At 35.6% G+C, this 683-nt stretch carries 1 protein-coding gene; it reads left to right on the top strand.

Going from position 1 to position 683, the window contains the following annotated elements:
• Positions 1-187 precede the first annotated feature (187 nt).
• A partial coding sequence (locus B5G32_RS13580; protein WP_204209776.1) for a transposase zinc-binding domain-containing protein occupies positions 188-683 on the top strand: 496 nt, incomplete at its 3' end.

Raw genomic sequence — 683 nt, forward strand, 5'->3', positions numbered from 1 at the left:
TAAAATTTAAAGATTCCATAATCTAATTATACCAAAAACGACAATGATAATCATTAAAGATAATCATTGTCGTTTTCTTTTTTAGGTGGCCTTACGAATATTTATTTCGTTACAGCCCCATGGCGATTAATCATCTTTGATGATTATCGCTTTTTTGTATTGTATAATCATCTTAGGTGGTGTTCTTATGATTGATCTCTCTACTCCTGATACTCTTTTATACAATTCTGCTGTCTTATCTTCTTATATAAGAAAGAATACTAAAGAATCTTTTGGTTATATATTTTTTGATAATATCGATTATATTACCAAGCTTTACAATGACAATAGAATGCGTGATGTGACTTATAAGAATATTCTCGATACTATCCTCTGTGGTTCCATCTATCTTGGTTTTGATACTTATGAGTGTCCTGACTGCGGTTTTGAAACGACCATCCCTCATACCTGCAAATCCAGGTTCTGCTCTAAGTGTGCCGCTAAATCTGCTAAACAACGTTCCATTTCCATCTCTGCCATGACTTTCTCCTGCAAGCATCGCCATATCGTTTTTACTGTCGCCCTAGAGCTCCGTGATTATTTCATCAGAGATCGTTCTCTCCTCGACCTTTTATTCATCGCTTCCAGAAATACCATCAGCGCTCTTGCCAACGATGCTAAATTCAGAAAAAACAAAAGACTCG

The sequence above is a fragment of the Massilimicrobiota sp. An80 genome (assembly GCF_002159255.1).
GTDB lineage: Bacteria > Bacillota_I > Bacilli_A > Erysipelotrichales > Coprobacillaceae > Allocoprobacillus > Allocoprobacillus merdigallinarum.